Source organism: Streptomyces sp. NPDC091209, from assembly GCF_044757755.1.
Lineage (GTDB): Bacteria > Actinomycetota > Actinomycetes > Streptomycetales > Streptomycetaceae > Streptomyces.
The window spans coordinates 437,956-462,286 of the sequence record NZ_JBIVVR010000001.1 but is presented as its reverse complement, the minus strand read 5'-3'; the positions used below and the strand labels follow the sequence as shown (position 1 = coordinate 462,286).

The window sequence follows — 24,331 nt, the reverse complement described above, 5'->3', positions numbered from 1 at the left end:
AGGACGCGCATTCACGTGGTCAGTGACGTACACGGCAACGCCCGCGACCTGGCCCGCGCGGGCGACGGCGCCGACGCCCTGATCTGCCTCGGTGACCTGGTCCTCTTCCTCGACTACGCCGACCACGCGCGCGGCATCTTCCCGGACCTGTTCGGCGAGGAGAACGCCGACCGTCTCGTCGAGCTGCGCACCGCCCGCCGGTTCGAGGAGGCGCGCGTGTTCGGCGCCCGGCTGTGGTCGGGCATCGGCACCGACCGGGCCGCCGCGATCGAGAAGGCGGTACGCAAGCAGTACGCCGAGATGTTCGCCGCGTTCCCGACGCCGACGTACGCGACCTACGGCAATGTCGACATGCCGACCCTGTGGCCGGAGTACGCCGGACCCGGCACCACCGTCCTCGACGGCGAGCGGGTCGAGATCGGCGGCCGGGTCTTCGGTTTCGTCGGCGGGGGACTGCGGACACCGATGCGGACGCCGTACGAGATCAGCGACGAGGAGTACGCGGCCAAGATCGAGGCGGTCGGCGAGGTCGACGTCCTGTGCACGCACATTCCGCCGGAGGTGCCGGAGTTGGTGTACGACACCGTGGCGCGCCGCTTCGAGCGCGGATCCCGTGCCTTGCTGGACGCGATCCGGCGTACGCGCCCCCGTTACGCGCTCTTCGGCCACGTCCACCAGCCCCTCGTCCGCCGGATGCGGGTCGGGGCGACGGAATGCGTGAATGTGGGGCACTTTGCCGGGTCGGGCCGGCCCTGGGCGTTGGAGTGGTGAGCCGCGGGCCGTGCTGAACGCCGGGCGGGGTGACGGCGCCCGCGGCCGTGCGCGGTAGCCTTCACGCTGCACACACGTGCGCACCACCCTCCCTCACCGGACCGCATCTGGAGGAGCCACCGCGATGGCGGAACACACCAGTTCGAGCATCACGATCGAGGCGGCACCGGCTGACGTCATGGCGGTGATCGCCGACTTCGCCCGCTACCCGGACTGGACGGGTGAGGTGAAGGAGGCACAGGTGCTCGGGACGGACGAGAAGGGCCGCGCCGAACAGGTCCGCCTGGTCATGGACGCCGGCGCCATCAAGGACGACCAGACCCTCGGCTACACCTGGACCGGCGACCACGAGGTCTCCTGGACCCTGGTCAAGTCCCAGATGCTCCGCTCCCTGGACGGCTCGTACCTCCTCAAGCCCGCGGGCAAGGGCGCCACCGAGGTCACCTACCGGCTGACCGTCGACGTCAAGATCCCCATGCTCGGCATGATCAAGCGCAAGGCCGAGAAGGTCATCATCGACCGAGCCCTGGCGGGCCTGAAGAAGCGCGTAGAGGAAACGGTCTAGCCACCCACGGGCGCCCGCCCCACACCCCCGGGCGTCAGCCCGGCGAGCCCCCGGAACGCGCCCCGCACCCCGGGCGACGACGACCCCGGCAAGACCCACAAGGCGCCCACCGGAGCCACAACACTTCTTCCGCCCCCGCTCCTCAAACGCCGGAGGGGCTGAATCCTGCCCCGGCCGGGGCTGAAGTGGTGGGCCACCACGACGCACCCGCAGCCGGGTACGCGCGGGAGGAGACGTGCCGGTACATCACATGCCCGCAGGCCGGACGGATCATCACCCACGCCCACTTCGCAAAGCCGCCGGGATCCGTCCGGATGCGGGCGGATGTACCGGCACGGCCCCGGCCCACCCACCGGACGGGACCGCGGATGTACCGGCGCGGCCCACCCACCGGACGGGACCGCGAATGTACCGGCACGGCCCACCCACCCACCGGACGGGAACCCGAAAACCGCCGAGGCCCCCGCACCGGTAGCGTTCACCCCCATGCGCACCATCCTGATCACCGGCCAAGGCGGCACCGGCCGTACCACCGTCGCCGCGGCCACCGCGCTGCGGGCGGCGAGGGAAGGCACCCGCACCCTGGTGCTCACCGCCGACCGCACCGACACTCTCGGTGCCGTCCTCGGCGTCCCCACCGGTCCGGACCCCGTGGAAGCCGCCCCCGGCCTCACGGCCTGGCGCCCCGACGCCGCCGCCCGCTTCCGCGACGACCTCACCGCCTTCCAACGGCGCGCCACCACCGCCCTCGACCTGCTCGGCGCCTCCCGTCTGGACGCCGAGGAAGTCACCCCGCTCCCCGGCGCCGAGGAACTCGCCCTGCTGCGCGCCCTGCGCGACGCCGCGCTGTCGGAGGCGTACGGACTGCTCGTCGTGGACCTTCCCCCGGCGCCCCAGGCACTCGCCCTCCTCGCCCTGCCCGAGGAACTCCGCCGCTATCTGCGCCGCCTGCTCCCACCGGAGCGCCAGGCGGCCCGCGCCCTGCGTCCCGTCCTCGGGCGGCTCGCGGGTGTGCCCATGCCCGCCGAGTGGCTGTACGAGACGGCGGGGCGCTGGGACGTCGAGCTCGCCGCCGTGCAGGCCGTCGTCGAGGACCGCGCCACGACCGTTCGACTGGTCGCCGAGCCCGGACCGGCCGGCAGTGACGCCGTCCGCACCGCCGCCACCGCACTCGCCCTGCGCGGCCTGCCCGTCGACAGCCTGGTCGCGAACCGGGTGCTGCCCGGCGTCACCAACGACGCCTGGCTGGGAGCCCTCGCGGCCGAGCAGCGCAAGGTCCTGGACGAGTGGCAGGAGACGTACGACGTCCACGAGGTCCCGCACCGCGGCCACGACCCCCGCGGCACGGACGACCTCGCCGCGCTCACCGTGCCCGGCGTCAACACCGCGCCCACCCCCGTCGAGTGGCCCGTCACCGACCATCTGGCCGACGACGGCGTGCTCGTCTGGCACATCCCGCTGCCCGGCGCGATACGCGATGAACTCGACCTCATCCGGCGCGGCGACGAACTCGTCGTCACCGTCGGCCAGTTCCGCAGGATCGTCCCGCTCCCCTCGGCACTGCGCCGCTGCACGGTGGCGGGCGCGGCCCTGCGCGAGGGCGAGCTGCGCGTCCGCTTCACGCCCGACCCCGGTCTGTGGCCGCGCGAGAAGTGACCGTGCCGTGATCCGGGGCACCGGACACGGTGAACGGGGTACCCCCGTTCGGGTAACGTCGAAGGCACGAAAAAAGTAGGCAGGAGTCCCGCCATGAGCGAAGAGCGCCCCCCATCCGACGCCGCTCAGGAGGAGACGGCCGACGAGGTGCGCGTCGAGGAGACGCACGCCACCGACGCCGACGCCTGGGCGACGGCCTGCGCGGAGGACCTCGCCGCGGAGAAGGCCCGTCGCCGCGCCCAGCACGGCCCGCCGCCCGGCTCGGCCGCCGAGGAACTGCGCAAACTCGTCGACGCCGTCGCCGACAAGCTCTCCGGGCTCCAGTCGCCGCTGTTCGGCGCGGTCGCCTCCGGCACCGCCCAGCAGATGGTCAACCAGGTCGTGCAGCAGGCCAAGGCCGCCGTGGAACCGGTGCTGGAGCGCAACCCCGAGGTGTTCGACCATCTCGCGGCCGCGGGTACCGAACTGCTCGCCGCCTACCGTTCGGCCGTCGAGAACCAGGAGCGCCGCTGGACCACGCGGGGCACCGGATCCCGCGACGACGAGTCCGGTCCGGGCGAACACATCGACTTGGACTAATCGCCCCTCGGGTACGGTTGGCCGTAGCGGGGCTCGACCGAAACTGAGGGATTCATGGGACTCACCATCGGCGTCGATATCGGCGGCACTAAGATCGCGGCCGGTGTGGTCGACGAGGAAGGCAATATCCTCTCGACGCACAAGGTGCCGACCCCCAGCACGCCGCAGGCCATCGTGGACGCCATCGCCTCGGCCGTGGAGGGCGCGCGCGCCGGTCACGACATCGTCGGTGTCGGCATCGGTGCCGCCGGATACGTGAACCGCCAGCGCTCGACGGTCTACTTCGCGCCGAACATCGACTGGCGCAACGAACCGCTCAAGGCCGAGGTCGAGCAGCGCGTGGGGCTGCCGGTCGTCGTCGAGAACGACGCGAACGCGGCCGCCTGGGGTGAATACAAGTTCGGCGCCGGCAAGGGCCACCGCAACGTCATCTGCATCACCCTCGGCACCGGCCTCGGCGGCGGCATCATCATCGGCAACAAGCTGCGCCGCGGCCACTTCGGCGTGGCCGCCGAGTTCGGCCACATCCGGATGGTGCCGGACGGTCTGCTGTGCGGCTGCGGCTCGCAGGGCTGCTGGGAGCAGTACGCCTCCGGGCGCGCCCTCGTCCGCTACGCCAAGCAGCGGGCCAACGCGACCCCGGAGGCCGCGGAGGTCCTGCTGGGCCTCGGCGACGGCACCCCCGACGGCATCGAGGGCAAGCACATCTCCATGGCGGCCCGCCAGGGCGACCATGTGGCGGTGGACTCCTACCGCGAGCTGGCCCGCTGGGCCGGCGCGGGTCTGGCCGACTTGGCCTCGCTCTTCGACCCGTCCGCCTTCATCGTCGGCGGCGGTCTCTCGGACGAGGGCGAGCTGGTCCTCGACCCGATCCGCAAGTCGTACAAGCGCTGGCTGGTCGGCGGCAACTGGCGCCCGGTCGCCGACGTGATCGCCGCCCAGCTGGGCAACAAGGCGGGTCTCGTCGGAGCGGCGGACCTGGCCCGGGAGCCCGACCCCATCATGTAGCGCCCGCACATCCTGTCGCACGGCAGCGCCCGCCGCACCCCCACGGGACGGCGGGCGCCGCCGTTCCCGCCCCCACCCGATCGAGGGACCCCAGCGCCACGAGAGCGCGGCTCCGGCTCCCCGGCCCCCGCGTGAGCCGGCACCCGGCGCCCGGTTGCGCGGGGCCGCGGCGTACGGGGGAGACAGGCGCGGGCGTGAGATGAGGGCCCGGAGAGAAGCGACCGCCCCTGCCGGATCCGGATCCGGATCCGCACCGCACCGGACCCGGGCAGGCCGGTCGCCCCGGCACGGGACATCCCCCGCCCGACCCCGGGAACGCCGTGCCCGTGTGCCGGTGCAGACCGCAGGAAGGTGGCGGACCGCCTGAAGGCGGCGGAGTGCGGTGGAGCGCGGCGGAGTCGTGTGGTCCTTCGCCCTTTCCGGCGGGCTTCGAGCGCGTATGTTGATCGCCATGCCGACCAGCCCTTCAGCCAGTCCGCTGCCCGCGTCCCGTACCGAATCAGACGGTTCGGCCGTCATCCGCGTGCTCAGCTACAACATCCGCTCGATGCGCGACGACACCGCCGCGCTCGCCCGGGTGATCAGCGCCTGCGCACCGGATCTCGTCCTGGTCCAGGAGGCGCCGCGCTTCTTCCGCTGGCGCAAGAAGCTCGCGCGTCTCGCCGCCGCCTCCGGCCTGGTCGTCCTGTCCGGCGGTGCCACCGCCTCCGGCCCCGCCCTGCTGTGCACCCTGCGGGCCACCGTGGAGCGCACCGAGGACGTGCTGCTCCCGCTCACGCCGGGCCTGCACCGGCGCGGCTTCGCCACGGCGGTCGTCCGCTTCGGGGGAGCCCGGCTCGGCGTGCTGAGCTGTCATCTGTCGCTCCAGAAGGACGAGCGCCACCAGCAGAGCGGCATGCTCCTCGACCGCCTCGCCGGTCTGGGCACCCCGTACGCCGTCGCGGGCGGCGACCTCAACGAACGTCCGACAGGGCCGACGTTCCGCCGTCTGGCGGGCGCGCTCCAGGACGGCTGGGCGACCCGCCCCTGGGGCGGGGAGCACACCTGGACGTTCGCGGGGCCCGACCGGCGCATCGACGCGATCTTCGCCACGCCCGGCATCGAGGTCCTCGGCTGCGGGGTGCCGCTCGGCCTTCCCGGTGTCACCGGGGCAGACCTGAGGGCGGCCACGGACCATCTGCCCGTGCTGGCCGCCCTCAAAGTGCCCGCGTCCTGAGAACCCCGTACCGAGAACCCTGTCGTGAGAACCCCGTCCTGAGTACCGCGCCCTGACTGCCCGCCTCCCGGAAACCGGGGGTCAGACGACCGCGCCGCGCCCCGGGTCGTCGAGGTCCTCGTCGTCGCCCTTCATCCGCGTCACCAGGGTGGCGAAGCCGCCGAGGAAGCCGCCGATGCCGAGCGTGGTGAGCCACCAGGTCATGTCCCAGCTCAGCAGGACAGCCAGCAGGAGCAGGGCGGGGCCGCCGAGCACGCCGAGCCAGGCGAACTTGGAGGTCGTGTCCGCGGTCGGCAGGGGAGGCGGCTCGGGCGGTACGAAGTGGCCCTCGTCGTCCTCGTCGAAGTCGTCCTCGGCCGGCTCGGGCGCACGGTAGTCCCGCGGGCCGCCGACACCGGGCGCGAAGGCGATCGAACTGCCGAGGGGCTTGATGGCGGAGGGCCCGTCGCCGACGGTGCCCTCCGGCTCCGGCGGGGCTCCCGGTGCGGGGGTGTCGTCGCCCCCGTCCGTGCCGTCCCCGGCGCCCTTGGCGCTCTTGCCGCCGGTCTCGGGCCTCTCGTCCGTACCGGGCTCCGGGAGCGCGAGGTCCTCCACCGATCTGAAGGGCCGCGAGCCGGGCGGGTCCGGCGGCTCCTCGCCGTATCCCTCGACGATCGACTGCCAGGCGGCGTCCTCGTCGAAGGGCACGCTCTGCTCGTCGCCGAGGGACTCCCCGCGGGCGTCACCGGGCGACTCTCCGAGCGGGTCCCCCGCGGACTCGCCGAGCGCGTCGCCGAGCCCCTCGCCGAGAGCCCCGTCCAGGGGCTCGCCGACGGGTACGCCCTTCTCCTCGGAATCGCCGCGGTCCGCGTCGTGCTCAGCCACCGGCTGCCGTCCCTTCCTGCCGACCCACCTGACCCGCGTCGGCCTCCTTGCCGGCACCGGGCGCGAGCCGGGTGACGAAGGAGTGGCTCTCCTCGAAGATCCGGTCCGCGTCGTGGTCCAACGTCGCGACGTGGTAGCTCTGTTCCAGCACGATCTCCGTCACGTCCGTGGACGACACCCGGCCGAGGATGCGCGCCGAGTCGGCGGGGGAGACCACATGGTCCTGGAGGCTGTGCAGCAGCAGGAGCGGCTGGGTGACCTGCGGCAGCTCCGCGTCCACGACCCCGCACAGCTTCCGCATCGAGTGCGCGGCGTGCAGCGGTACCCGGTCGTAGCCGACCTCCTCGGAGCCTTCCTTCGCGATGTCGCTCGCGATGCCCTTGACGGACGGAACGAGGTGACGGAGCACGGGCAGGGCGTGCGCGGCCAGGCCCTGCACCTTGTTCAGCGGGTTGACGACCACGACGCCGGTGATCTCGTCGCCGTGCCTGGCCGCGAGCCGCAGCGCCAGCGCGCCGCCCATCGAGAGCCCGAAGACGAAGACCCGCGAGCAGTTCTCGCGCAGGGCGCGCAGCTCGCGGTCGACCTCGGCGTACCAGTCCTGCCAGCCGGTGAGCTGCATGTCCTCCCAGCGGGTGCCGTGCCCCGGCAGCAGGGGCAGCGCGACGGTGAGACCGCGCTCGGCGAGATACTCCGCCCAGGGACGCAGCGACTGCGGGGAGCCGGTGAAACCGTGGCAGAGAAGGACGCCGACGTCTCCGCCCTCGTGGCGGAACGGCTCGGCTCCAGGAAGGACCGGCACCTCGGTCTCCTGTTCATGAGTTGGGCGGAAAACGACTCCAGGTGTGCTTCACCGTACGCGACCGTACTGACACCGACCAGGGTCGTCGGGTCCTTTGACGGTGCTCCGGGTTAAGGTCTGATCTACGACACAGGAGGCACTCGGGTGATCTACGGCGCAATGAAGTTTTCCATCGGAGGGCCGTTGAAGCTCGCCTTCAGGCCCTGGGTGGAAGGCCTCGAGAACATCCCCGCCGAGGGCCCGGCCATTCTGGCGAGCAATCACCTGTCGTTCTCGGACTCGTTCTTCCTGCCGGCGGTCCTCGACCGCAAGGTGACCTTCATCGCGAAGGCCGAGTACTTCACGACCCCGGGCATCAAGGGCCGGCTGACCGCGGCCTTCTTCAAGGGCGTCGGCCAGCTCCCGGTGGACCGTTCCGGCGCGCGCGGCGCGGGCGAGGCGGCCGTGAAGAGCGGTATAGACGTGATCGAGCGCGGTGAGCTGTTCGGCATCTACCCGGAGGGCACGCGCTCGCCCGACGGGCGTCTCTACCGGGGCAAGCCCGGTGGACTCGCGCGCGTGGCCCTCGCCACCGGCGCGCCCGTCATCCCCGTCGCGATGATCGACACCGAGAAGATCCAGCCGCCGGGCAAGGTGATGCCCAAGCTGATGCGTCCGGGCATCCGCATCGGCAAGCCGCTGGACTTCAGCCGCTACAGCGGCATGGAGCACGACCGGTTCGTGCTCCGCGCGGTGACCGACGAGGTCATGTACGAGATCATGAAGCTCTCCGGCCAGGAGTACGTGGACATCTACGCGACGGCCGCCAAGCGGCAGATCGCGGATGCGGCGAAGGCCGAGAGGGACGCGGAGAAGGCGGCCAGGGCGGCGCTCGCCCAGGCCGAGAAGCAGGCGGCCAAGGAACAGGCCGACAAACAGGCGGCGGAGCAGCAGGCCGCCGAGCACCAGGTTGCCGACGAGCAGGCCGCGGAGACGCCGGCCGAGGAGCGGGCCGACGACAGGGCCGGCGAGCGGTCGGCCGAGGAACGCACCGACCAGCGGACCGAGGAGCGGACCGGGGGGCAGGCTGTCGAGGATCGGGCCGGGGAACAGGCCGGTCCGTCGACGGGGCAGCCGGCCGCCGGGGAAACCGGACCGGCCGACGGGCAACGATCCGGCTCCTAGAAGCGTCCGTAGGGACGTCGGCAGGGTGGGGTGGGGGGGGGCATGGCCAAGCGCGAGAGAGTCATGAGGATGTCGGTCGAGCAGCCGCTGTGGCGTGCGCTGACCGGGTACCGGGTGCTGACCGTGCTGTACGCGATCGGGCTCTTCGCCACCGCGTACGACACGTTCGCCCGCCCCTGGGTGGCCGTCGCGTACTTCGCGTTCCTGCTCGTCTGGACGCTGGCCACACTCCCGAGAGTCTCCGGCGCGGCCAACTGCACCAAGCGGTTCCTCGCCGCCGACCTCACGGTCGCGCTGGCCGGCATCATGCTCACCCGGGTCGCCGACTCCGCCGCGCGCATCGACTCGGGCGGCCCGACGCTGCCGTCGATATGGACGGCGGGTGCCGTCCTGGCCTTCGCGATCAAGGGCGGCTGGCGGTGGGCGGCCTTCGCCTCCACGCTCGTCGCCGCGGTCAACCTCATCGAGCGCGGCTCCCCGACCCGGGACACCGTGCACAACGTGGTCCTCGTCTGGGTCGCCTCCATCGCCATCGGCTACGTCGTCGAGGTCGCCCGCGCCTCCGAGCGCACCCTCGCCCGTGCCCTGGAGATCGAGGCGACCACCCGCGAACGCGAGCGGCTCGCCCGGGACATCCACGACGGGGTGCTCCAGGTCCTCGCCATGGTGCAGCGGCGCGGCAGCGCGCTCGGCGGCGAGGCCGCGGAGCTCGGCCGGATGGCCGGTGAGCAGGAGGTGGCGCTGCGCACGCTGGTGTCGGGCGGTCTGGTGCCCGTCTCCCGGGTGTCGGAGGACGCCGCGCTCGGCGCGGTCGTTCGCGCCGTCGACGAACCCGACGACGAGGACCCCGCGGGCCCCGTCGACCTGCGCGCCCTGCTCGCCCCGTACGCCACCGCGCGCGTGACCTTCTCCGAGCCCGGCGCTCCGGTGCCGCTCGACCCGCCCGTCGCGCGGGAACTGGCCGCGGCCGTCGGTGCCGCCCTGGACAATGTCCGTAAGCACGTGGGCGCGGACGCCGCCGCCTGGATCCTGGTCGAGGACGAACCGGACGCGGTGATCGTGACGGTGCGCGACGACGGCCCCGGCATCCCGGAGGGGCGGCTCGCCCAGGCCGAGGGCGAGGGGCGGCTCGGAGTGGCACTGTCGATCCGCGGCAGGCTGCGCGAGCTGGGTGGCGCGGCGGAGCTGATCTCGGTCCCGGGGCAGGGCACGGAGGTCGAGCTGAAGGTGCCGAAGGGCGTGCGGGGGAAGGCCAGGACGCGATGACGAAGGCGACGGTACGGCGATGACGGGCGGGACGGCGGCGGAGCCGCGGGCGGGCGAGGACCCCATCAAGGTCATGGTGGTGGACGACCACCCCATGTGGCGTGACGCGGTGGCCAGGGACCTGGCCGCCGCCGGGTTCGACGTGGTCGCCACCGCGGGGGACGGCGAACAGGCCGTGCGCCGCGCGCTGGCGGCGGCTCCCGACGTCCTCGTCCTCGATCTGAACCTGCCCGCCAAGCCCGGTGTCCAGGTCTGCAAGGAACTGGTCGGCGCCGATCAGACCCTGCGCGTCCTGGTCCTGTCGGCCAGCGGCGAGCACGCCGACGTGCTGGAGGCGGTGAAGTCCGGCGCGACCGGCTACCTCCTGAAGTCGGCGTCCGCGGAGGAGCTGACGGACGCGGTGCGCAGGACGGCCGTGGGCGACCCCGTGTTCACACCGGGCCTCGCGGGCCTGGTCCTCGGCGAGTACCGCCGGCTGGCCTCGGAGCCCGTCACCGCCACGGGTACGGACGGGCCGAGGGCCCCGGAGCTGACCGACCGGGAGACCGAGGTGCTCCGCCTGGTCGCCAAGGGCCTGAGCTACAAGCAGATCGCCGAGCGCCTGGTCATCTCCCACCGCACCGTCCAGAACCATGTGCAGAACACCCTGGGCAAGCTCCAGTTGCACAACCGCGTCGAGCTGGTCCGCTACGCCATAGAGCGCGGACTGGACGAGGCGTGACCCGCGCGGATACGACCCTTCGGGTGATCCGTACCGGTCAACTGGCCGACATTTCACCGGAACAGCCCTTCCGCACCATGCCGAAGTGACCTGGATCACTATTAGCGTGAGTCCGACAGCCAACCGTGGCGAAGGGACTTTCCATGCGGGTCGGAGTACTGACCGGAGGCGGCGACTGCCCCGGGCTCAACGCCGTCATCCGAGGCATCGTCCGCAAGGGCGTGCAGGAGTACGGCTATGACTTCGTCGGCTACCGTGACGGCTGGCGGGGGCCGCTCGAAGGCGACACCGTACGGCTCGACATCCCCGCCGTGCGCGGGATCCTGCCGCGCGGCGGCACCATCCTCGGATCCTCGCGCACCAACCCCCTCAAGCAGGAGAACGGCATCCGCCGGATCAAGGAGAACCTCGCCAAGCAGGAGGTCGACGCGCTCATCGCGATCGGCGGCGAGGACACTCTGGGCGTCGCCGCGCGGCTGGGCGACGAGTACGGCATCCGCGTCATCGGCGTCCCGAAGACCATCGACAACGACCTCTCGGCCACCGACTACACCTTCGGCTTCGACACGGCGGTCAACATCGCGACCGAGGCCATCGACCGCCTCCACACCACCGCCGAATCACATATGCGCGTCCTCGTCTGCGAGGTGATGGGCCGCCACGCGGGCTGGATCGCCATCCACTCGGGCCTGGCCGGCGGCGCGAACGTCATCCTCATCCCCGAGCAGCGCTTCGACGTGGAGCAGGTCTGCGCCTGGGTGACCTCGCGCTTCAAGGCGTCGTACGCGCCGATCGTGGTCGTCGCCGAGGGTGCCATGCCCAAGGACGGCGACATGGTCCTCAAGGACGGCACCCTGGACTCCTTCGGCCATGTCCGGCTCTCCGGAGTCGGCGAGTGGCTGGCCAAGGAGATCGAGCGCCGCACCGGCAAGGAGGCCCGCACCACGGTCCTCGGGCACGTCCAGCGCGGCGGGACACCCAGCGCCTTCGACCGCTGGCTCGCCACCCGCTTCGGGCTGCACGCCATCGAGGCCGTCCGCGACGGTGACTTCGGCAAGATGGTGGCCCTGCGCGGCACCGACATCGTCCGCGTTCCGATCGCGGAGGCCACCGCCAAGCTGAAGACGGTCGACCCCAAGCTGTACGAGGAGGTCGGGGTCTTCTTCGGCTGACGGCGGCGCCCGCGCGCCTGCGCGGCTCTGTGTCTCCGCGCCTCCGTGTCTCTGCGTCCTCGGGGTATGGGTCGTATATTCGGCCCATACCCCCAGAACGGGAGAAACCGGTGGAGATCCTGGCGTTCGGCGTCCAGTCCGACGAGAAGCCCCTGATCGAGCGGGCCTTCGCGGGACGCCACGAGGTCCGCTGCCTCGGCGTCTTCCTCACCGAGGACACCGCGCCCATCGCCTCCGGCTACGAGGCCGTCTCCACCAGCGTCAACTGCGGCCTGGGACACCGCGTTCTGCAGATCCTGGCGGCCGGCGGCACCCAGCTCGTCGCCCAGCGCTCCACCGGTTTCAACAACATCGACCTCGAGGTCGCCGAGCGCCTCGGCATGACGGTCGCCCGGGTCTCGTCCTACTCGCCCTATTCGGTCGCCGAGTTCGCCTGGACCCTCGGCATGGCCGTCAACCGCCGTATCGTGCGCGCCGCCAACCGCACCCGCGACTTCGATTTCCGCCTCGACGGACTGATGGGCCGTGACATGCACGGCCGCACCGCGGGCGTCATCGGCACCGGGAAGATCGGCGAGGCCTTCACCCGGATCGCCCACGGTTTCGGCATGAACCTGCTCGGCTGGGACATCGCCGAGAACCCGGCCTGTGCCGGACTCGGCATGGAGTACGTCTCCAAGGAGCGCCTCCTCGCCGAGTCCGACCTGGTCACCCTGCACGTCCCGCTGATACCGGAGACCCAGCACCTCATCGACGCCGACGCCCTGCGCCTGATGAAGGACGACGCGATCCTGGTGAACTCCAGCCGCGGCGGCCTGATCGACAGCCGGGCCCTCGTCGTCCAGCTGCGCGAGGGCCGCTTCACGGGCGTCGGCCTCGACGTGTACGAGGCGGAGGCCGGGCTGTTCTTCCTCGACAAGTCCCTCGAGACCGTCGAGGACGACACCCTGGCCCGCCTCGTCACCTTCCCGAACGTCCTGGTCACCTCGCACCAGGCCTACTACACCGGTGACGCCGTCGGCCAGATCGTCGACACCACCGTCGGGAACGTCCTCGCCTACACCGAGGGCCGCCGCTCGGAGAACGTGCTGGTACCCCGGAGCTGACCCGTCAACTCCCGTACGACGGCGGCGCCGTTGAGCGTCAGCACCGACTCCGGGTGGAACTGCACGCCCGCGAACCCGGGACCGCGCAGCGCGTGCACCTCGCCGTTCGCGGCCCGGCTGACCTCGACACCGTGCGCCCGCAGCTCCACCAGAGCGTCGTCGTCGCAGCGCGCCGCGAAGCTGTTGTAGAAGCCGACGGTCTCCGCCCGCCCGAAGAGGTCGATGCGGGTCTGCGCGCCCTGGTACGGAACGTCCTTGCGGACGATGTCCAGCCCCAGTTCGGCCGCGATCAGTTCGTGCCCGAGGCAGACACCGAGCACGCCGTGCCGGTGCCCCCGGAGCACCTCGGCGGTCAGCGTCCGCAGGAAGCGCATCTTGGGGTCCGCCGGGTCGGAGGGGTCGCCGGGACCGGGACCGAGGACCACCGGCCCCTCGTGCGCGAGGACCGCCTCGCGCAGCCCCGGCTCGTCGTAGCGGCGCACGGTCACATCGAGCCCGGACGACCGCAGCAGGTGCGCCAGCATCGCGGTGAAGGTGTCCTCCGCGTCCACGACCAGCGCGTGCCCGGCGAGTTCCTCGGACCGCTCCTGCATCCGCAGCCAGAACGGCGCCAGCGAGGCCCGCCGCCCGTCCAGCGACGCCCGCACCCGCGGATCGTCGCCCAGCTTCGGCCGTACGCCGTCCTGGCGCGGCCTGCCCGGCCGCACCCCCAGCGCCGCCAGCACACCCGCCGCCTTGGCATGCGTCTCGGCGACCTCGCCCGCGGGGTCCGATCCCCGTACGAGGGTGGCACCGACCGGCACCCGCAGCCGCCCGTCCGCGTCGATGTCGGCGGTCCGGATGAGGATCGGGGAGTCGAGGGTCTGCGCCCCGGCCCCGCCGTCCGGGCCGTCCCCCGGCTGCCGCCCGACCAGCGCCAGCGCGCCCGCGTAGTAGCCGCGCCCGCCGACCTCGTGCCGCTCGATGACCCGGCAGGCGTTCTGCACCGGCGAGCCGGTGACGGTCGCCGCGAACATGGTCTCCCGCAGCACGTCCCGCACGTCCAGCGAGGAGCGGCCCCGCAACTCGTACTCGGTGTGCGCGAGATGGGCCATCTCCTTGAGCCGCGGCCCGATCACCACGCCGCCCATGTCACCGACCGTGCACATCATCTTGAGCTCCTCGTCGACGACCATCGAGAGCTCCTCGATCTCCTTGCCGTCGGAGAGGAACGCGAGCAGGTCCTCGGGCGTCGGGCCCCCGGCCGGATAGCGGTACGTCCCGCTGATCGGGTTCATCACGACCGTCCCGGCGGACATCCGGACATGCACCTCCGGGCTCGCCCCGACCAGCGTCCGCTCCCCGGTGTGCACGACGAACGTCCAGTACGCGCCCCGCTCACCGACCAGCAGCCGGCGGAACAGCGCCAGGGCGTCGGCCCGTCCGAACCCCGGGATGCGTCCCTCGTACGTCCGCCGGATCACGAAGTTGGCGCCCTCGCCGCGCCCGATCTCCTCGCGCAGCACCCGCTCGACGATCCCGGAGTACTCCTCGTCGCCGACGTCGAAGCCGCCGCCCTCGACCCGGACGTCGTGCGCCGGCAGTTCCTCCAGCGCCTGTGCGAGCGGCAGTTCGTGGCGCTCCTCGGGGGTGAGCACCGAGAGCGGGGTCCCGTCGTCGCGGACGTCGAAGCCGCGTTCCCGGATCTGCCGGAACGGGATCAGCGCGAGTCCCTCGTCGGGGATGTCGGCGAGGCGTTCCACCTCGCGCACCGGCCCCAGCAGCAGTTCCACCACATCGTGGTCGCGGCCCGGGGTGCGGCGGCGCAGCAGGGCGAAGGGACGGGGATCGTCCAGCAGGTCGAGCAGATTCACGGGTGCGGTCCTTCTCTCGAATCGTGCATCTCGGAGAGGAACGACCCGGGTCCGCAAACACCGAAGGCCGCCCCTCGGGCGGCCTTCGCGACGTCGTGTCTACGCGCAGTCAGTGGGCCGCCGGATGAGCGGTCCACCACCAGTTCTGGTTCGCATGCGCTGACATGCGCCGCACATTACCCGACGCGGCGGGGCGGGCAACAGCGTGAACCGTTCCCGCGGGGCGTTCCGACCGCCCGGTCACCGGCCATGGATGGCCAGACAGCTCGACAGCCGGACGGCCCGACCGCCGGACGGCCCGACAGTCCGAACGCACCGAGAAACGAGAGTCATGCACGCAGTCCGTTCCCCCCAGACCCGCCGGACCGGCGCCCGCGCCCTGACCGTGCTCCTCGCGGCGGCCGCCCTCGCCGCCGGGCCGCTCGGCCCCGCGAGCTCGGCCCCGCGCCCGGGCGACTCCGAGGACCTGACCCAGGTCGCCTACCGCGGCCACATCTTCACCGTCCCCGCCTCCTGGCAGATCGTGGACCTGAAGAAACATCCCGACACCTGCGTCCGCTTCGACCGGCACGCCGTCTACCTCGGCACGCCCGGCAGCAACCAGAACTGCCCGGCCAGGGCCAGCGGACGTACCGAAGCCCTGCTGGTCCAGCCCGCTGCCGCCGCCGACCGGGCCGTCACCGAGAACGCCACGGCCCGCACCTACCGGGCCACCGGCGACCGCATCACCGTCACCGCCGCCTACGGCTACGACCGCACCCGTATCCAGGACGTCCTGCGCAGCGCCGGACTGCCGGTGGCCGCGGCACGGCCCGAAGGGTCCGCGGAACAGCCCAAGACGGCCCCGCTGCCGACCGACGCGACCTCCTACCAGGGCGAGGGCTTCGACGCCTGCACCGCTCCGAGCCAGTCGGCGATGGACGCCTGGCGCGACGACTCCCCGTACGGCGCCATCGGCGTCTACATCGGCGGCCTCAACCGCGCCTGCGCCCAGCAGCACCTCACCGCCGACTGGGTGCGGACGCAGTACACGCACGGCTGGCGGTTCTTCCCGCTCTACGTCGGCCGGCAGCCCTCCGCCGACGGCGGGAGCTGCGGGGGCGGCTGCTCGGCGATCACCAGCCCGGAACCGCAGGGCACCGCTGCCGCCGACGACGCGGTCAAGCAGGCCGCCGCGCTGGGCTTCGGCAAGGGCACGGTGATCTACAACGACCTGGAGCACTACGAGCCCGGCGGCAAGATCACCGACCAGGTGCTCTCCTACCTCGAGGCCTACACCGTGCGGCTGCACGCGCTCGGCTACCGCTCCGGCGCGTACGGCAACACCTCGTCCCTGGTGTCCGACCTGATCGCCAACCGGGGGGACGTCACCCTGCCCGACGTGATCCACTTCGCCCGCTGGAACGGGGTGTCGAGCACGTCCGACTCCTCGATCCCCTCGACCCTGTGGAGCAAGCACCAGCGCATCCACCAGTACGTGGGCGACACGACCGAGACCCACGGCGGTGTGAGGATCTCCATCGACCGCGACCGCCTCGACGCGGACTAGCTAGCGGATTCCCTCTCCGGGCGGCCGCGACGCCACGTCGTACGGCCGCCCGGAGTGGTGCCGATCGAGCGGGGTTCGTCTCAATTGATGAGCATGTGAAGGGACCTCGGACACGACCCCGTAATGTTGTCGGGGTGACCGTGAACGCTAAGTCCAGCGCGAGCGCTGGCAACACCTGGCGAGACCTGCCCGCGGCGCAGCAGCCCGAGTACCCCGATGCCGAGGCTCTGCGCGATGTGATCGCGGACCTCGGGTCGTATCCGCCGCTCGTCTTCGCGGGCGAGTGCGACCAGCTGCGCGCCCGGATGGCGTCCGTCGCCAAGGGAGAGGCGTTCCTTCTCCAGGGCGGCGACTGCGCCGAGGCCTTCGACGCCGTGTCGGCCGACCACATCCGCAACAAGCTCAAGACCCTGCTCCAGATGGGCGCCGTCCTCACGTACGCCGCCTCGGTGCCGGTGGTGAAGGTCGGCCGGATCGCCGGCCAGTACTCCAAGCCGCGCTCCAAGGGCACCGAGACCCGCGACGGCGTGACCCTGCCGACGTACCGGGGCGACTCGGTCAACGGCTTCGACTTCGACGAGAAGTCCCGGATCCCGGACCCCGAGCGCCTGAAGCGGATGTACAACGCGTCCGCCTCCACGCTCAACCTGGTGCGCGCCTTCACCACCGGCGGTTACGCCGACCTGCGCCAGGTGCACGCCTGGAACCAGGACTTCGTGAAGTCGTCCCCGTCCGGCCAGCGCTACGAGCAGCTCGCGCGCGAGATCGACAACGCGATGAACTTCATGCGGGCCTGCGGGACCGACCCGGAGGAGTTCAAGACCGTCGAGTTCTACGCCTCCCACGAGGCGCTGCTCCTCGACTACGAGTCGGCGCTGACCCGCGTCGACTCGCGCACGGGCCACCTGTACGACGTCTCGGGCCACATGGTGTGGATCGGCGAGCGCACCCGTCAGCTCGACGGCGCGCACATCGAGTTCGCCTCGAAGATCCGCAACCCCGTCGGGATCAAACTGGGCCCGACGACGACGGCCGAGGAGGCGCTGCAGTACATCGAGCGCCTCGACCCGGACCGCGAGCCGGGCCGGCTGACCTTCATCGTCCGCATGGGCGCCGACAAGGTCCGCGACAAGCTGCCCGAGCTGGTCGAGAAGGTCACCGCCTCCGGCGCGACCGTGGCCTGGGTGACCGACCCGATGCACGGCAACACCTTCGAGGCGGCCTCGGGCCACAAGACCCGCCGCTTCGACGACGTGCTCGACGAGGTCAAGGGCTTCTTCGAGGTCCACAAGGGCCTCGGCACGCACCCGGGTGGCATTCATGTCGAGCTCACCGGTGACGATGTCACCGAGTGCGTGGGCGGCGGCGACGAGATCTTCGTCGACGACCTGCACCAGCGCTACGAGACGGCCTGCGACCCCCGTCTGAACCGCAGCCAGTCCCTTGACCTGGCGTTCCTCGTCGCCGAGATGTACCGCGACCAGTAGCAGATCAACAGGCGCCGCGCCTGTTACCGGCACCTGAAGTGGGGCGCGGATCACATACGATCCGCGCCCCACGCCACTTTTGTGGTTCCTGGGTGACGGGTAAGGTTAGGTTAGCCTCACCGATCATCGGGACGGCACTACCCAGCGATTCCGGCGGGAGGTGAACCGCGTGTACGTCTGCAGTTGCTTCGGGATCACCGAACAGCAGGTGAAGAAGCACGCGGAGAACGGTGCCTGTACTCCTCGGCAGATAGCCTCGGCCTCCAAGGCGGGCACGGACTGCGGTTCGTGCGTCCGCCGGATCCAGGCACTGCTGGGCAGGGGCTCGTGTCCGCGCCGTGAGCTGGCCGACCAGGGCATGCCGGTGCTCTCCGACGTCCTCGGACAGACCGAGACCGCCCGCCTCGAAGCCGTCGAGTACGGGACCGCCGGGCGCGAGGCCGCCTAGCTCTCCGGCTGTTCGACGAGCTGTGCGATGTAGAGCGCCTCACCGAGCTTCTCGACCAGTTCGAGCTGGGTGTCCAGATAGTCGATGTGGTGTTCCTCGTCCTCGAGGATCGACTCGAAGATGTTCGCGGACGTGATGTCGCCCTTCGACCGCATCACCTCGATCCCGCGCTTGAGGCGGTCGATCGCCTCGACCTCCACCTGCCGGTCCGCCTGGAACATCTCGGTGACGGTCTGCCCGACCCGGACATGGAAGAGCCGCTGGTAGTTCGGTAGCCCGTCAAGGAAGAGAATCCGGTCGGTCAGCACCTCCGCGTGCTTCATCTCGTCGAACGACTCGTGCCGGGTGTACTTCGCGAGCTTCGTCCAGCCGAAGTTCTCCTGCATCTTCGCGTGCAGGAAGTACTGGTTGATCGCGGTCAGCTCACCGGTCAGCTGCTCGTTGAGGAATTCGATGACCTCGGGGTCGCCCTGCATCGCAGAGGCTCCTTCCAAGCGGGGGACTGGGCAGATTGCGCCGCATCTTCGCACCGGCACCGAAGAGCGTCCAGTAAGTACATGCTTACTAGGAGTTGCCCGAATTCGACCCGCGCTGGTCATGGGCACCGTTCCGGGTCTGTCAGGATGGAGTCATGGGTCAGCCGGTGGAGCGCGAATCTGGAGAAACAGCACAGTCGGAGCTTCCGCCGGGACAGCGACTCCAGCGCGGCTGGCCGGTCACCCACTACGGGCCCGTCCCCAAGTTCCGCCCCGAACGCTGGGAATTCAGGGTCTTCGGCGCCACCGCCGACGGCGGGAAGCAGTGCTGGACCCACGACGAGTTCACCGCCCTCCCGTACGCCTCCGTCGTCGCCGATCTGCACTGCGTCACGAAGTTCAGCATGCTCGGGGCCGAATGGGGTGGCGTCCCCGCCCGTACGATCCTGGAGATAGCCCCGCCCGCACCCACCGTCACCCATGTGATGGTCTGGGCCGAATACGGCTTCAGCTCGAACCTGCGCCTCGCTGACTTCGCCTCCGAGCGCACCATCTTCGCCACCCACAAGGACGGCGAACTGCTGACGGCGGAACACGGCTTCCCGCTGCGCCTGGTGGTCCCGCATCTGTACGCGTGGAAGGGGCCCAAGTGGGTCCGCGGCGTCGAGTACATGACCGCCGACCGCCGCGGCTTCTGGGAGGAGCGCGGATACCACAACGTCGGCGACCCCTGGCGCGAGCAACGCTACTCCTACCAGGAAGAGCCCGGGGACGGCCCCGAGCTCTGAGCCCGTCGCCGCCGCCCGGGTGTCCCTGCCCCGGCGTCCCGCTCCCGACCGGTCAGTGGTGGTACCGGTGGACCACCGCGTGCCCCTTGCCCCGGCCGATCAGCCACTTGTTGACGGGCGTCGTGACCGCGAAGGCGGTCACCAGGGAGACGGCCAGCGAGAACCAGAAGACCGCGTCCGCCAGTTTCGCGTCCATCGCCGCCGGCCACAGCACGATCACCCCGTTGTCGATCAGTTCCATCACGGCGATCGACAGGGTGTCCGCGGCCAGGGCCACCCGGAACGCCGTCCGGAAGCCGACTCCCGCCGCCAGCACGCCGCGCAGGGTGAGCGAGTAGCCGAAGAAGAAGGCCAGCGCGATGGCGAGGACCGTCGTGGGCGTGTTTCCCCAGCCGAACGCCGTGCCGATCACCATGCCGAGCACCTCGCCGATGGCACAGCCGGTGAGGCAGTGCAGGGTCGCCCGCGCGGCCGTCGACCAGGTCGCCCCGGCCGCCGTTGGCGCGTGCACGGGCGCGTGCGGGTGTCCGTGCGCCGCGTGGTGCGTGTGCGCCTCGGCGGCGTGTCCCGCGTGAGGCGTCCGCCCCGCTTGCTGCGCCTGCGTCTCGTTTTCCATGAGGGGCCCCCATGCCAGGTGGTGGTTCCTGTCTCCTACAGGAACCATATACCCCCCTGGGGTATTCCCTCATGCGTCCGCTCCGTGCCGGGCGGCCCTTTCCTCAGCCGTCGCGGAGCTTCTTCAGTCGTTCCACATCGGCCGCGTGCCCCTCTTTCCCACCGGGCGTCTCGATGATCAGGGGGACGCCCTCCGTGGCGGGATGCGTCATCAGGGCGCGGAACGGGTCCTCGCCTATGTGGCCGGAGCCGATGTTCTCGTGACGGTCCTTGTGCGCGCCGACGACGTCCTTGGAGTCGTTGGCGTGGATCAGTTTGAGCCGCCCCTCACCGACCGTGTCGACCAGCAGGTCGAGGGTCTGGTGCATTCCGCTCGGCCCGGTCAGATCGTGGCCCGCCGCGAAGATGTGGCAGGTGTCGAGGCAGACGCCCAGCCTGGGGTGGGCGTCCAGGGCCTCGAAGTACGGTCCGAAGTCCCAGGTGCGGGAACAGAGGGAGGCGCCCTGGCCGGCCGTCGACTCCAGCAGGAGGAACGGGTCGTCGTCATGGGTCAGTTCGTCCAGCAGCGGCAGCAGTCGGTCGCGCACCTGCTTGAGGGCGACGGACCGCTCCCGGCCGCCGGTGGCGCTCCCGGTGTGCACGACCACACCCAGGGCGCCGATCTCCCGCCCGCGCCGCAGTGAGTGCCGCAGCGACTCCACCGACTTGTCGACCGTCGCCTCGGTGTGCGAACCGAAGTTGATCAGATACGGGGCATGGACGTACGCGGGGATCGACCCGGCCGCGCACGCCGCGCGGAAGTCCTCGTCCTGCTTCGGGTTCCCGGCGGGCGTCGCCCAGCCGCGCGGGTTGGCCACGAAGACCTGGACGGTCTCGGCCGCGAGGTCACGGGCATAGGCCAGGCCGACGGAGTGGAGACCGCCGGCCACGGGCACATGGCCGCCGACAGGGTTGCGGAGCTGCTTGCTGGTCACACCCGCCAGGGTGTCACGCGCCGCCGAGCGCCCCGCGGGCGGACCTGTGGGCGGACCCCCGCGGGCGGACGCGCGCGTGGACCTCGCGGGGAAGCGGCCTCCGGGCGGTTGGCCGTCGGAGGCCGTACGTCCGCCGGGTTCAGCGGATCTGGATCGTGATCGTCGAGCCCTTGGGCGCCGTGTCCCCGCCGTGCACCGACTGCTTCTTGACCGTGTCGCCGAAGAGTCCGAGCAGTCCGCGGTCCTCGTTGACCTGGAACCCGGCATCCTCCAGGGCCGTCTTCGCGTCGTCCACGCTGTCGCCCACGACGTCCGGGACCTCGACCATCTCGGGGCCCTTGGAGACCGTCAGCGTCACGGTGTCGCCCGTGGCGGCCTCGTGGCCCGCGCCCGGCGTCTGTTCGGCGACCTGCCCCTTGTCGAAGTCCGAGTTGACCTGCTGCGCGGCGATCCGCACCTTCAGGCCCGCGCCCTCCAGCTGCGCGGTGGCGTCCTCGACCGACGAGCCGGTCACGTCGGGCAGTTCCACCGGGGCGCCCTTGCTGACGACGATCGCGATCGCCGAGCCCGAGTGCCGCGGGGTGCCCGCGCCCGGATCCGTACCGATCACGAAGCCCCTGGTCACGTCCTCGCTGAACTCCCGGGTGACCATGCCCGCGGCGAGCCCGTCGCCCTTGAGGACCTCCTTCGCCTTGAACAGCGCGAAGCCCTTCAGATCGGGCACCTTCACCGTCTGGGGGCCGTCGGAGACGGTCAGCGTCACGGAGTCGTTGTCGCGGATCCGCTCGCCGACACCGGGATCGGTGCTGATGACCGTGCCGCGCTTCACGGTGTCGCTGTAGGCGTGTTTGACCCGCTTGACGTCGAGCCCGGCGTTGTGGAGCTGGGCCGTGGCCTGCTGCTGCGTCTTCGCCAGGACCGGCGGGACCTTGGTGAACTGGCCCGAGTTGATGTACCAGACACCGGCGCCGAGGCCGAGCACGAGCACGATCGCGGCGACGACCATCAGCATCCCGCGCCGCGGGCGCGTACCCGGGGGCCGCGCCGGCATGGCCGGGGTGGCACCGAAGGGACTGCTCTGCTCGAACCGGCTGGTCCGGTCCAGAGCGCTGCCGTCCTCGTCGTTCACGGGCAGCGGACGGGGGACGGACAGCGAGCGCGGGATCACGCTCGTACGGTCGCCGGCGTTGTCGTGGCCCACGGACAGCGCACCCGGCGGTACCGCGTCGAGCTGCTCGGCGCTGAGGCCGGCCCGTGCTTCGAGGACCCGGCCGAGCAGTGCCACCGCGTCGGCCGGGCGGACATCGGGATTGCGGGCGGTGGCCGCGGTGACCAGCTCGTCCAGCGGGTACGCCAGGCCCGGCACGACGGCCGACGGAGGCGGCACGTCCGCGTGGAGGTGCTGGTACAGCACCTGCGCGGGGGAGTCCGCGGTGTACGGCTTGGCGCCGGTGAGCATTTCGTAGAGGACGACTCCGCAGGCGTAGACGTCGACCCGGGTGTCGGAGGTGCCGTGCTCGATCTGCTCGGGGGCGAGGTACGACACGGTGCCGAGAACGGCACCCGTCGTGCTGGTCACCGTGTCCACGGCGCGGACGAGGCCGAAGTCCGCCACCTTGACCCGGCCGTCGTCGCCGATCAGCACGTTCTCCGGCTTCATGTCGCGGTGCACGAACCCGGCGCGGTGCGCGGCGCCGAGGGCGGCGAGCACCGGCTCCAGGATGTCGAGCGCGGCCCGGGGCTGCAGGGCGCCGCGCTCGCGCAGCACGTCCCGCAGGGTGCATCCGGCGATGTACTCCATGGCCAGATAGACGTACGACCCGTCCGCCCCCTGGTCGAAGACCTGCACGACATTGGGGTGCGCCAGCCGGGCCACCGACTTGGCCTCGCGGATGAACCGCTCGACGAACGAACCGTCGGCGGCCAGCGTCGGGTGCATCACCTTGAGCGCGAGCACGCGGTCGAGGCGGGTGTCCAGGGCCCTGTAGACCGTGGCCATCCCGCCGACCGCGATCCGTGCGTCGACGCGGTAGCGCCCGTCGAGCACGTGTCCGACAAGGGGGTCCTGAAGGGTCGTATCCACGCAGGTGAGTCTACGATCCGCCACTGTCACGACGCCCCGTTCGGCGGATACAGGGGCCCGACTGCAGCCGAGCTGTGACGCACACCGCACGCACGAAGGTCCGTTCGGCGTACGGATGTCCGATCAGACCCTGTTCGAAGCCGCAAGGCCACAACGCGACAACCTGCGCCGACGCGCAGAGCGGCCCGCGGCAGGCAGCACGCGGGACCGCCCGGTCCGCCCCATGACGTCAGGTGCACGTCACATCGGTCGCACGCGGGCGCGCGGACACCTCACGCCCATCGCACCCGCCGACGGCGGGCCTCCCGCGGGAGGCCCGCCGTGCCCGTCCGGCCGGAAACCGACGGCACGACGCTACGCGGGCGGGCGATCAGAACGCCGGGCGCTCCGGGTCGAGCGCCGCCATGCCCTCCGCGGGAGAGGACGCGTGGGCGAAGTGCCGCCGCGGGATGCGCCCCGCCCGCCGCGCCAGGCGCCCCGCCTCCACCGCGTGCCGCATGGCCTCCGCCATCAGCACCGGCTCCTGCGCCCGCGTCACCGCCGAGGCGAGCATGACCCCCGCACACCCCAGCTCCATCGCGAGCGCGGCGTCCGACGCCGTACCCGCCCCCGCGTCCAGGATCACCGGCACGCGCGCGTGCTCGACGATCAGCTGGAAGTTGTGCGGGTTGCGGATCCCGAGCCCGGACCCGATGGGCGAGCCGAGCGGCATGATCGCCGCGCAGCCGACGTCCTCCAGCTTGCGCGCCAGCACCGGGTCGTCGTTCGTGTACGGCAGCACGGTGAAACCGTCGTCGACCAGCGTCTCCGCCGCGTCGAGCAGTTCGATCGGATCGGGCAGCAGAGTGCGCTCGTCGGCGATGACCTCCAGCTTGACCAGGTCCGTGCCCAGCGCCTCACGCGCCAGCCGGGCGGTCAGCACGGCCTCACCGGCGGTGTAGCAGCCGGCCGTGTTCGGCAGGACGCGGATGCCGAGCCGGTCGAGCACCGACAGGACCGAACCGTGCACGGACGCGTCCACGCGCCGCATCGCGACCGTCGTCAGCTCCGTACCGGACGCCACCAGGGAGCGCTCCAGCACGTCGAGGCTGGGCGCGCCGCCCGTCCCCATGATCAGCCGGGACCCGTAGGTCGTACCACCGAGGACGAAGGGATCGTCGGCCATGGG

Annotated in this window: 23 protein-coding genes and 1 pseudogene; 15 read left to right on the top strand and 9 right to left on the bottom strand. The window is 71.5% G+C overall.

Annotated elements, in window-relative coordinates; translation table 11 throughout:
- The first annotated feature begins 15 nt into the window (after nucleotides 1–15).
- From ACIQRL_RS02070 to ACIQRL_RS02045, 6 genes are all read left to right on the top strand, one after another.
- Nucleotides 16–771 carry a metallophosphoesterase gene (locus tag ACIQRL_RS02070; protein ID WP_401328011.1) on the top strand — a complete coding sequence of 252 codons (756 nt, stop codon included), beginning with the start codon at nucleotides 16–18 and terminating at the stop codon, nucleotides 769–771.
- 124 nt (nucleotides 772–895) lie between these two features.
- Nucleotides 896–1,336: an SRPBCC family protein gene (locus ACIQRL_RS02065; protein ID WP_401325774.1), complete on the top strand. Its 441-nt coding sequence runs from the start codon at nucleotides 896–898 to the stop codon at nucleotides 1,334–1,336.
- A gap of 486 nt (nucleotides 1,337–1,822) precedes the next feature.
- Nucleotides 1,823–2,992: an ArsA family ATPase gene (locus ACIQRL_RS02060; protein WP_401325771.1), complete on the top strand. Its 1,170-nt coding sequence runs from the start codon at nucleotides 1,823–1,825 to the stop codon at nucleotides 2,990–2,992.
- Nucleotides 2,993–3,085: 93 nt separating this feature from the next.
- Nucleotides 3,086–3,571, top strand: coding sequence for a DUF5304 domain-containing protein (locus tag ACIQRL_RS02055; RefSeq protein WP_401325768.1), 486 nt, complete (start codon nucleotides 3,086–3,088; stop codon nucleotides 3,569–3,571).
- A 54-nt stretch (nucleotides 3,572–3,625) separates the two neighbouring features.
- Complete coding sequence (locus ACIQRL_RS02050) at nucleotides 3,626–4,579, top strand: ROK family glucokinase (RefSeq protein ID WP_401325766.1); 954 nt, start codon at nucleotides 3,626–3,628, stop codon at nucleotides 4,577–4,579.
- A 451-nt stretch (nucleotides 4,580–5,030) separates the two neighbouring features.
- A complete protein-coding gene (locus ACIQRL_RS02045; RefSeq protein ID WP_401325765.1) occupies nucleotides 5,031–5,795 on the top strand; it encodes an endonuclease/exonuclease/phosphatase family protein in 765 nt (254 codons plus the stop codon).
- A gap of 81 nt (nucleotides 5,796–5,876) precedes the next feature.
- Here the strand turns inward: ACIQRL_RS02045 and ACIQRL_RS02040 are convergent, their stop codons facing one another.
- Together ACIQRL_RS02040 and ACIQRL_RS02035 are read right to left on the bottom strand one after the other, a co-directional pair.
- Entirely contained in the window at nucleotides 5,877–6,659 is a 783-nt protein-coding gene (locus tag ACIQRL_RS02040) for a hypothetical protein (protein ID WP_401325764.1), read from the bottom strand.
- Entirely contained in the window at nucleotides 6,652–7,461 is an 810-nt protein-coding gene (locus tag ACIQRL_RS02035) for an alpha/beta hydrolase (protein ID WP_401325762.1), read from the bottom strand. The genes ACIQRL_RS02040 and ACIQRL_RS02035 overlap by 8 nt, the downstream gene beginning before the upstream one ends.
- A gap of 159 nt (nucleotides 7,462–7,620) precedes the next feature.
- Here ACIQRL_RS02035 and ACIQRL_RS02030 point away from each other — a divergent pair.
- The 5 genes and pseudogenes from ACIQRL_RS02030 to ACIQRL_RS02010 all read left to right on the top strand — a co-directional run.
- Nucleotides 7,621–8,406 (top strand): annotated as a pseudogene (locus ACIQRL_RS02030) (lysophospholipid acyltransferase family protein); the annotation flags it as partial.
- A gap of 261 nt (nucleotides 8,407–8,667) precedes the next feature.
- Nucleotides 8,668–9,891: a MacS family sensor histidine kinase gene (macS, locus tag ACIQRL_RS02025; RefSeq protein ID WP_401325759.1), complete on the top strand. Its 1,224-nt coding sequence runs from the start codon at nucleotides 8,668–8,670 to the stop codon at nucleotides 9,889–9,891.
- Nucleotides 9,892–9,910: 19 nt separating this feature from the next.
- Nucleotides 9,911–10,612: a response regulator gene (locus ACIQRL_RS02020; RefSeq protein ID WP_401325756.1), complete on the top strand. Its 702-nt coding sequence runs from the start codon at nucleotides 9,911–9,913 to the stop codon at nucleotides 10,610–10,612.
- Between the two features lie 143 nt (nucleotides 10,613–10,755).
- Entirely contained in the window at nucleotides 10,756–11,784 is a 1,029-nt protein-coding gene (locus ACIQRL_RS02015) for a 6-phosphofructokinase (protein WP_401325753.1), read from the top strand.
- Between the two features lie 110 nt (nucleotides 11,785–11,894).
- Complete coding sequence (locus ACIQRL_RS02010) at nucleotides 11,895–12,890, top strand: 2-hydroxyacid dehydrogenase (RefSeq protein WP_401325751.1); 996 nt, start codon at nucleotides 11,895–11,897, stop codon at nucleotides 12,888–12,890.
- On the opposite strand, the gene ACIQRL_RS02005 is transcribed toward ACIQRL_RS02010, so the two are convergent.
- On the bottom strand, nucleotides 12,842–14,743 hold the full coding sequence (locus tag ACIQRL_RS02005; protein ID WP_401325749.1) for an anthranilate synthase family protein: 1,902 nt from the start codon (nucleotides 14,741–14,743) through the stop codon (nucleotides 12,842–12,844). The genes ACIQRL_RS02010 and ACIQRL_RS02005 overlap by 49 nt on opposite strands.
- 109 nt (nucleotides 14,744–14,852) lie before the next feature.
- The gene (locus ACIQRL_RS02000; RefSeq protein ID WP_401328007.1) at nucleotides 14,853–14,909 is read right to left on the bottom strand and encodes a trp operon leader peptide; all 57 of its coding nucleotides are present in this window, start codon (nucleotides 14,907–14,909) and stop codon (nucleotides 14,853–14,855) included.
- 165 nt (nucleotides 14,910–15,074) lie between these two features.
- Here ACIQRL_RS02000 and ACIQRL_RS01995 point away from each other — a divergent pair, with 165 nt between their 5' ends.
- The 3 genes from ACIQRL_RS01995 (at nucleotide 15,075) to ACIQRL_RS01985 (ending at nucleotide 18,227) form a co-directional block, all read left to right on the top strand.
- Nucleotides 15,075–16,292: a glycoside hydrolase domain-containing protein gene (locus ACIQRL_RS01995; protein WP_401325747.1), complete on the top strand. Its 1,218-nt coding sequence runs from the start codon at nucleotides 15,075–15,077 to the stop codon at nucleotides 16,290–16,292.
- Nucleotides 16,293–16,426: 134 nt separating this feature from the next.
- Complete coding sequence (locus tag ACIQRL_RS01990; RefSeq protein WP_401325744.1) at nucleotides 16,427–17,779, top strand: class II 3-deoxy-7-phosphoheptulonate synthase; 1,353 nt, start codon at nucleotides 16,427–16,429, stop codon at nucleotides 17,777–17,779.
- A gap of 160 nt (nucleotides 17,780–17,939) precedes the next feature.
- Nucleotides 17,940–18,227, top strand: coding sequence for a bacterioferritin-associated ferredoxin (locus ACIQRL_RS01985; RefSeq protein WP_401325741.1), 288 nt, complete (start codon nucleotides 17,940–17,942; stop codon nucleotides 18,225–18,227).
- On the opposite strand, the gene bfr is transcribed toward ACIQRL_RS01985, so the two are convergent.
- Entirely contained in the window at nucleotides 18,224–18,703 is a 480-nt protein-coding gene (bfr, locus tag ACIQRL_RS01980; protein ID WP_401325739.1) for a bacterioferritin, read from the bottom strand. The genes ACIQRL_RS01985 and bfr overlap by 4 nt on opposite strands.
- A gap of 155 nt (nucleotides 18,704–18,858) precedes the next feature.
- Between bfr and ACIQRL_RS01975 the strand changes: the two genes are divergently transcribed.
- Nucleotides 18,859–19,491 (top strand): sulfite oxidase-like oxidoreductase, encoded by a 633-nt coding sequence (locus tag ACIQRL_RS01975; protein ID WP_326788273.1) that lies wholly within the window; start codon nucleotides 18,859–18,861, stop codon nucleotides 19,489–19,491.
- Nucleotides 19,492–19,543: 52 nt separating this feature from the next.
- Here the strand turns inward: ACIQRL_RS01975 and ACIQRL_RS01970 are convergent, their stop codons facing one another.
- From ACIQRL_RS01970 to ACIQRL_RS01955, 4 genes are all read right to left on the bottom strand, one after another.
- Nucleotides 19,544–20,107: a DUF4396 domain-containing protein gene (locus tag ACIQRL_RS01970; protein WP_401325736.1), complete on the bottom strand. Its 564-nt coding sequence runs from the start codon at nucleotides 20,105–20,107 to the stop codon at nucleotides 19,544–19,546.
- Between the two features lie 103 nt (nucleotides 20,108–20,210).
- Nucleotides 20,211–21,080 (bottom strand): deoxyribonuclease IV, encoded by an 870-nt coding sequence (locus ACIQRL_RS01965; RefSeq protein ID WP_401325733.1) that lies wholly within the window; start codon nucleotides 21,078–21,080, stop codon nucleotides 20,211–20,213.
- A 139-nt stretch (nucleotides 21,081–21,219) separates the two neighbouring features.
- The gene (gene pknB / locus ACIQRL_RS01960; protein WP_401325731.1) at nucleotides 21,220–23,163 is read right to left on the bottom strand and encodes a Stk1 family PASTA domain-containing Ser/Thr kinase; all 1,944 of its coding nucleotides are present in this window, start codon (nucleotides 23,161–23,163) and stop codon (nucleotides 21,220–21,222) included.
- Nucleotides 23,164–23,533: 370 nt separating this feature from the next.
- On the bottom strand, nucleotides 23,534–24,328 hold the full coding sequence (locus ACIQRL_RS01955) for a thiazole synthase (RefSeq protein ID WP_401325728.1): 795 nt from the start codon (nucleotides 24,326–24,328) through the stop codon (nucleotides 23,534–23,536).
- Between the last annotated feature and the right edge of the window lie 3 nt (nucleotides 24,329–24,331).